The 6,615-nt window shown below is 38.4% G+C and carries 8 protein-coding genes; 5 read left to right on the top strand and 3 right to left on the bottom strand.

What is annotated here, in order from left to right; translation table 11 throughout:
* Positions 1 to 232: 232 nt before the first annotated feature.
* Positions 233 to 973, top strand: coding sequence for a hypothetical protein (locus N782_RS15215; protein WP_052111375.1), 741 nt, complete (start codon positions 233 to 235; stop codon positions 971 to 973).
* Between the two features lie 125 nt (positions 974 to 1,098).
* Here the strand turns inward: N782_RS15215 and N782_RS15210 are convergent, their stop codons facing one another.
* Together N782_RS15210 and N782_RS15205 are read right to left on the bottom strand one after the other, a co-directional pair.
* On the bottom strand, positions 1,099 to 2,103 hold the full coding sequence (locus tag N782_RS15210; RefSeq protein WP_036821977.1) for an LLM class flavin-dependent oxidoreductase: 1,005 nt from the start codon (positions 2,101 to 2,103) through the stop codon (positions 1,099 to 1,101).
* Between the two features lie 313 nt (positions 2,104 to 2,416).
* Positions 2,417 to 2,773: a sunset domain-containing protein gene (locus N782_RS15205; RefSeq protein ID WP_052111374.1), complete on the bottom strand. Its 357-nt coding sequence runs from the start codon at positions 2,771 to 2,773 to the stop codon at positions 2,417 to 2,419.
* A 245-nt stretch (positions 2,774 to 3,018) separates the two neighbouring features.
* Between N782_RS15205 and N782_RS21115 the strand changes: the two genes are divergently transcribed.
* Positions 3,019 to 3,174, top strand: coding sequence for a DUF1540 domain-containing protein (locus tag N782_RS21115; RefSeq protein WP_084103120.1), 156 nt, complete (start codon positions 3,019 to 3,021; stop codon positions 3,172 to 3,174).
* Between the two features lie 156 nt (positions 3,175 to 3,330).
* On the opposite strand, the gene N782_RS15200 is transcribed toward N782_RS21115, so the two are convergent.
* Positions 3,331 to 3,981: a uracil-DNA glycosylase gene (locus N782_RS15200; protein WP_036821974.1), complete on the bottom strand. Its 651-nt coding sequence runs from the start codon at positions 3,979 to 3,981 to the stop codon at positions 3,331 to 3,333.
* Positions 3,982 to 4,106: 125 nt separating this feature from the next.
* Here N782_RS15200 and N782_RS15195 point away from each other — a divergent pair, with 125 nt between their 5' ends.
* The 3 genes from N782_RS15195 (at position 4,107) to N782_RS15180 (ending at position 6,558) form a co-directional block, all read left to right on the top strand.
* On the top strand, positions 4,107 to 4,652 hold the full coding sequence (locus N782_RS15195) for an LOG family protein (protein ID WP_036821972.1): 546 nt from the start codon (positions 4,107 to 4,109) through the stop codon (positions 4,650 to 4,652).
* A gap of 735 nt (positions 4,653 to 5,387) precedes the next feature.
* Positions 5,388 to 5,969, top strand: coding sequence for a sigma-70 family RNA polymerase sigma factor (locus N782_RS15185; protein WP_052111373.1), 582 nt, complete (start codon positions 5,388 to 5,390; stop codon positions 5,967 to 5,969).
* Positions 5,959 to 6,558 carry a hypothetical protein gene (locus tag N782_RS15180; RefSeq protein WP_036821965.1) on the top strand — a complete coding sequence of 200 codons (600 nt, stop codon included), beginning with the start codon at positions 5,959 to 5,961 and terminating at the stop codon, positions 6,556 to 6,558. The genes N782_RS15185 and N782_RS15180 overlap by 11 nt, the downstream gene beginning before the upstream one ends.
* Positions 6,559 to 6,615: the final 57 nt, after the last annotated feature.

Below are 6,615 nucleotides of genomic sequence, written 5' to 3'. Positions count from 1 at the left end.
AGTAACGGATTCAGCTTCACCAGTTATTCAAGATTATGGTGCTTATATGAAATAAACAATAACTAGTTCATTATCATATCAACACCAAAATTTAACTAAACCTTCTCTTATCAACGGTTCAGAAAAAGGGAAAACATGGTACTTGATTATCCGTTCTATTGTGTGTTCAACTAATAGTAACCATTAAAATCCAATTGTTCTGTGTTGATATTGCCCAAGAGAGGGGATGCTCATGCTAACTACTATTACGTTAAGGGAACGTCCATTGGCTCAAAGGGAAATAGAAAATCTCCATGATGTGGGATGGCCAGCTTTTATGAGGCAAGACAAGATTGGTAACGATCATTGGAGTAAAATCATGACTGAGTATGCTTCCTATCAGGTTCTGCTTTTGGAGGACGGCCAAGTAATTGCAGTAGGAAATGCTATCCCTATTTATTGGGATGGTAGTGTGGAAGGACTCCCAGCAGGGTGGGATGATTCTATTCTTCGAAGCTTCCAGCAACTTGATGAAGAGAAGACTCCTAATACGCTATCCGCATTAGCAGTTGTCATTCATCCTAAAGCTCAAGGCAGAAGGTTAAGTCAACTAGTGATTGAACGGATGAAGAGAGTGGCAGAGGAGAAGGGGTTGCGTGATTTGGTTGCCCCTGTGCGTCCTACTGGTAAAAGCGAGTATCCAAAGACATCGATTGATGAGTATATAACTTGGATGACGGAAGATGGTTTCATGTACGATCGATGGTTACGCGTTCATCAGAAGGTTGGTGGCGAGATTATTAGCATTGCTCGAAGGTCGATGTATATCGAAGGTACGGTAGCGGAGTGGGAAAAGTGGACCGGAGAAGATCACCTGCTTCTCGGCGCAAATATCATACCAGGTGGATTGGTGCCGTTAAATGTTAAAATAGAGCATGGCACCGCACATTACGTCGAACCAAATGTGTGGGTGCATCATAAAGTTTTAGAGTAGAGGATATTATAATGCACAAGGCTTATCACTTGAATGATAAGCCTTGTTCTTTGGTTTATCAAGCACCAAAAAAATCGTCATAAACCTTGCTATTATGGCAAAAATCGTCAAATGTTTCACGTGAATCATTGCATTTTGTCAACGACTTCTTCTGCAAGTAGTTGATAGGATTTTTTCTTAGCTTCAAAGTCATAAATGTTCGTAATGATGAGAAACTCATCTGTTTGATAGGCCTCACTTAGTGATTCCAGTTCCTCACGCACTTGCTTTGGAGTTCCAATGATGGCTCTTCTTCGGTTGGCTTTTATCTTTTCTAACTCCTGAGCAGTGAAAGTATGTTGTTTCACTTCTTCTACTGATGGGATCCTTGTTTCTATCCCTTTTCCAACATGTAAAAGCCACATATCTTGACTGAGAGCTAGCTCCTCTGCTTTTTCTTCGGTTTCTGCGCACACGACAAACACACATGCATTTATTTTTGGTTCTGCATGAGCTTTAGAGGGTTGGAATTCATTCAAGTACGTCTGAATCGCTTCTATACTCTCATCTGGATTAATGAAATGACCTAATGTAAAACCAGTTCCATTCAACGCCGCATGCTTAGCTCCTCGGGCTGTTAAACCGAGCACCCATGTCTCTGGGTTCGATTGGGTAGTAGGGGTGGCAATAACTCCCTTATATGGGTGGTCATCTGATAATGAGTCGAATAAGTATCCATGTATATCCTTCACTTGGCGAGAAAAGGCACTGAGTGTCTTTTTCATTCCATCAGTTAAGGCTAATCGAGTTTGTTGAGAACCACCAGGTGATCGGCCTAAACCTAAATCGATGCGTCCAGGGAATAGTGCCTCTAACATTTTCGCGTTTTCCGCAACTTTTAAGGGACTATATTGTGGAAGTAATACACCACCAGACCCAATACGGATGGTTGATGTGCTAGAGGCGAGCCTTGTCATCAATACTTCAGGTGAAGAGCTAGCTAGCCCGTTGGTATTATGGTGCTCAGCTACCCAGTATCTTGTGTAACCAAGCTGCTCTGTAAATTGCGCTAGCTCTATTGTATTCTGAAGGGTCTGTTCTGCAGTTTGCCCTTTTGATATAGGTGATTGATCAAGTACCCCTAATTTCATGGTGAAGATTCACCTCTCATTTTTATTTATACTAGTATGTTCTCTTATGTACGGTAATCCTAACACATTCGCTTTTACAATACGTCTCTAATGCTCTTGACTAAGGTTATCGTGTAAACAGTGAAAATCCTAGCAAAACGATGCTAGGATTTTGTAGCGATGTTCATTATTAACGATAGTGTGCCTGTGGTGGGTTGATTGGATAGATTGTACGTCGTTAAGCGGGCTCTTGCGCTTTTCATATGTCTAGCTCCAGCGCTTATCCTCTCGGGGCCTTAAGACAAGCCTCTCGGGTGCCCCGAGCTTTTCTTCTTTAACGTTTGGATCTTCGGTATCCTTTTTGTTGTGCTTCTTCTTCGGTTTCAAAGGTTTCTACGGCAGTAACTCTTTCGTAAAATTGTCCTCCAGGCATATGATAAATACGGTCGCCCCTAGAGTTTCGATTTCCTTTTATAAGGATAGACGGAACATCTATTGGCATTTGACTGTCTGTTTCAGGTTGAACAGCCGGGGGCTGCTCTTTCATTTGGTCTGGAAGAGGCATTGGTGTGGTGGATAGGCGCTCTACTGCACGCTGTTTTTGTTTGAGAGATCCAATATACAATAATACTGCTAGGACTCCACCGAAGAGTACACCCGCATATGTAATGGCTCTTATGGCTAGTTTCATATTTCTACTCCTCCTCAACATCTTTTATTTCCCTTTATAAGAACAATCTTAAACTAATTTTGCTTGGTACGTCAGTAGAATAATTTTCCTATCAAAATTTTCGATAGAACGTATATGTTTTTGTCCGAAGATCATGTTTTTGGTTCATATAACGCTGTTTCTAATAAAAGGGGTGAAGTCAGACAAATAATCTGAATCAACTACTCAAAGGTTGAGAAAAATAGCACGTGAGGAGGTGGAATTCAATGGCTAAAGATGTATTATGTGAAGTGAGAAATTGTAAGTATTGGGGAGAAGGCAACAACTGTAATGCTGATAGGATCTATGTAGTGAGCCACGAAGGAAATAAAGCCTCTCAAAGTGAAGAAACAGATTGTAAAACGTTTGAACCACAGGTGTAAGATGGAAGGGCAGTCACGTCTGCCCTTCTTTTATATTCTGGACGGTAATGTTGATAAATCAATTCTGAATGATACACCTAATAGGAGAGAAGTTGTAATTTTTAATATGAAATATATAGCTAAATGTTTTTACATATACTGTAGAGATATCATCTACTAGTTATGGTATTCCAACCCTTCCAATACCTCCCCGAGCTGATGAAAATCTTCATATATCGTTTCTTTTAAGATTTGTCTATAAAAAACAGAGGCTGGATGGAAGGTAGGAAAAACAAGGTGATTTTTTTCACTTGTAGAATATTGGTTCTCGTTTAGGTTTTTTAATTGGTAAATTGGTTTCTCAAGCAATTGACCATGTACCTCTGTAATCTTGTACTGATTTCCTAGTAATCGTTTTAAAGCTATACCTCCTAGCGTCACGATAATGGAAGGATTCATATGTTGGATTTGGTAATCCAACAAGGGAGCATGAGCTAGCATTTCTTTTTTTGTAGGTGCACGATTAGGTGTTTTTGTGATGAGGTTTCCTTCTTTATCTGTTTTTTCAACTATTTTATAGGGACGACTACGAACCACACTGGTTATATACACGTCATCTCGTGTAAGTCCAATCTGTTCCATAAATTCATTTAATTGGTCTCCCGCTCTACCTATAAAAGGTTCACCTTTTTCAATCTCATTTCTTCCCGGAGCTTCTCCTACGAACATGATTTTCGGATTCAGGGGACCCTTTCCTGTAACAAATCCTTCTGTTTGGTATGGAGAAATTCGTTTTTGTGCAAGTTCTACTAATTCTTTTGGAAACATAGATAGACCTCCAATGGTTAAGTAAGGTGTAATATCACTATTCTTAACATTTACCCACTTTTCTAGATGTCAAAAATACACTATACTTTTAGTAATTTGATTCGAATCAATGAAGAGGTGTTCATATGAAGAAAATTGCTGTGTTTTGTGGATCAAGTTTAGGCGGTTCAGATGAATATAAAAAAGGTGCCATTCAGTTGGGCAAGCTGTTAGCAGAGAAAGAAATTTCTTTAGTATATGGAGGTTCTAGTGTTGGTCTAATGGGGATATTAGCTAATACAGTGCTAGAACATGGTGGGGAAGCGATTGGCGTCATTCCAAAGAAGCTTGTGGAAAAAGAAGTTGCTCATGATAAACTCACAGATCTTCATGTCGTAGAAACCATGCATGAGCGAAAAGCAAAAATGGCAGAGCTCTCCGATGCATTTATTACGATGCCAGGGGGAGCAGGGACAATGGAAGAATTTTTCGAGGTGTACACATGGGCTCAAATTGGCATTCATGAAAAGCCGTTTGGTTTATTAAACATTAATGGCTACTATACACCATTGATCTCCTTGTTTGATCATATGGTAGAAGAACAATTTCTAACTCAGAACAATCGAGACATGGTCATCATGGAAGAAGACGCCTCAGCACTATTAGATATGTTTAAGAAAATGAATATATAAACTGTAAAGAAGATTCACACGTTAATGAACAAGCGTAATCATATGGTCAGGTAACGTGACCTATGGCACGCTTTTTCTTATCGTGTGATTTTTAAATTGTTTTGTAGCGAACACTTCCCTTTTGAAATTTATGGTAAAATAGATGTTCAAAAAGGTATTACGAACCTAAAACCTTAGTGGGTGTGCTGGTATTACTTTATTCGAAGGTGGCGAATGTTTAATGAAGACTCGAACAAAAGTGTTTATAACGCTCGTAGCTTTATCTTTTCTGATGGTATTATTTTTGTATGGGACGCAATCATACTTTCATTACAAAGAAATTAATCTTGCAAGTGATAGATGCTACGAAATAGGTGGAACCCCAATTATTGAGAAAGATTTCTTGGCTTCAAATTACTCCTTTTCTTGTGAGGTAAGCAACTAATAAGCAATTAAAATGAAAGCAACCTCAGGAAGGCCTCCATTTGTTATGAGAGGTCTTTTATTATGCATTTTCCCACAGATTAAGCTATCGACTGTAGTTCTTCTCTATAAAATTAATCAAACGTTTGACCAATATTAAATCTCTAATAATTACAACTAATTTACCTGAATAATCCCTTTTTTCATCGTGAAAACAAGGGAATATTTTTCACAAATACCGAAAATATTTAAATTACTTTCCTGATAAAAACTCTTTTGACTGAAACCATCTATATCGGTTTTGCGTCTAAAGGGGTGCAAAAGGAGGTCAAGATGGCTGTCATGACAATAGAGTTAACGGATTCCGAATTAAAAGAGATATGCAAAGATGAATCTCGGCGAGAACAATTTTTAGAACAACTCATAGATGAATATAGTCAGTCTGTTCTCTGGCTTGCCTACACATACGTGAAAGATGTTCAGCTAGCTGAAGAAACTATGCAGGATGTATTTATGACCTGTTATCGAAAAATCGAATTATTTAGAAATGATTCCTCCATTAAGACGTGGATATATAGAGTAACCGTGAATAAGTGTAAAGACCAATTAAGAAAAAAGACTATAAAACGCTTCTTATCACGGGAAGAAAAAACAGAAGATTATTATGGTTCTTCAAAGGAGCATCCGGAACAAGAAATCCTCTCAAAAATAGAAGATCAGAAGCTTGCCGACAAGGTGATGGCATTGCCAACAAAGTTTAAAGAGGTTATCTTCATGCATTATTTTGAAGAAATGAAAGTAAAAGAAATGAGTGAAATCTTGAAAATGAATGAGAACACCATTAAGACGAGGTTGAACAGAGGGAGAGCCTTACTGAAGGAGATGTATGAAAAGGAGGGGTTGGATGAGGATTGAAGATCGACTGAAAAACTTACGTAAAGCAATGACAAATACGACGCTCAAAAATGTCCGAGCTGATAAACAAGAGCTAAAACAAAAAGTGTTAAAAGAAGCAGATAAACGAAAAAGCCCTTTCTTTCCTTGGAATCCCCGACCTTTGTTACAAAGTGCAATTAGCATAGTTGGTGTAGGGGTATTATGCATCTTTATTATGTATTTTGGCCTCTCTCGGAGCGGGTTCTGGCTTAATGAAGCAAATGATCCTAACATAGAAGAGGGCAAACAAGCTGATGTAGAAGAACTTAATGAGCAACTTACAGAACGGTCGCTTGCAGATCAAGAAGGAACCTATAATATTATTATCGTTCATGATGGGAACAAGGATACAGAAGCAGCTCAAAAGTGGGAGGAAGTAAAAAACGAAATCTTTCTTCTCGAGCAAAAACAAACAGTGGACCGAGTGGACTATGTAGTAACGAGCGAATATAAGAAAGCCTTTCAATTGAACCAGTTCCCTGTAGCATTAATATTTAATACAGAAAAACTTGTTTATATGTCAACTAATCCTAATGAAGTAATTTCATATATCAATAGCTATAGCTAAGCTCTATAAAGACGTTACTATTGTGCATTTTACTTTGGTTAGGTTTTCGTTACTTGT

The sequence above is a fragment of the Pontibacillus yanchengensis Y32 genome (assembly GCF_000770635.1).
In the GTDB taxonomy this organism is placed as follows: domain Bacteria; phylum Bacillota; class Bacilli; order Bacillales; family BH030062; genus Pontibacillus; species Pontibacillus yanchengensis.
The sequence above is the reverse complement of the archived record's forward strand: the minus strand, read 5'-3'. Positions and strand labels throughout refer to the sequence as shown.

What these genes read in the sequence shown, in the direction of transcription:
- N782_RS15185 (WP_052111373.1), top strand. Translation starts at nt 5,388, where the DNA reads ATGGCTGTCATGACAATAGAGTTAACGGATTCCGAATTAAAAGAGATA.
- N782_RS15195 (WP_036821972.1), top strand. Translation starts at nt 4,107, where the DNA reads ATGAAGAAAATTGCTGTGTTTTGTGGATCAAGTTTAGGCGGTTCAGAT.
- N782_RS21115 (WP_084103120.1), top strand. Translation starts at nt 3,019, where the DNA reads ATGGCTAAAGATGTATTATGTGAAGTGAGAAATTGTAAGTATTGGGGA.
- N782_RS15200 (WP_036821974.1), bottom strand. Translation starts at nt 3,981, where the DNA reads ATGTTTCCAAAAGAATTAGTAGAACTTGCACAAAAACGAATTTCTCCA.
- N782_RS15210 (WP_036821977.1), bottom strand. Translation starts at nt 2,103, where the DNA reads ATGAAATTAGGGGTACTTGATCAATCACCTATATCAAAAGGGCAAACT.
- N782_RS15180 (WP_036821965.1), top strand. Translation starts at nt 5,959, where the DNA reads ATGAGGATTGAAGATCGACTGAAAAACTTACGTAAAGCAATGACAAAT.
- N782_RS15205 (WP_052111374.1), bottom strand. Translation starts at nt 2,773, where the DNA reads ATGAAACTAGCCATAAGAGCCATTACATATGCGGGTGTACTCTTCGGT.
- N782_RS15215 (WP_052111375.1), top strand. Translation starts at nt 233, where the DNA reads ATGCTAACTACTATTACGTTAAGGGAACGTCCATTGGCTCAAAGGGAA.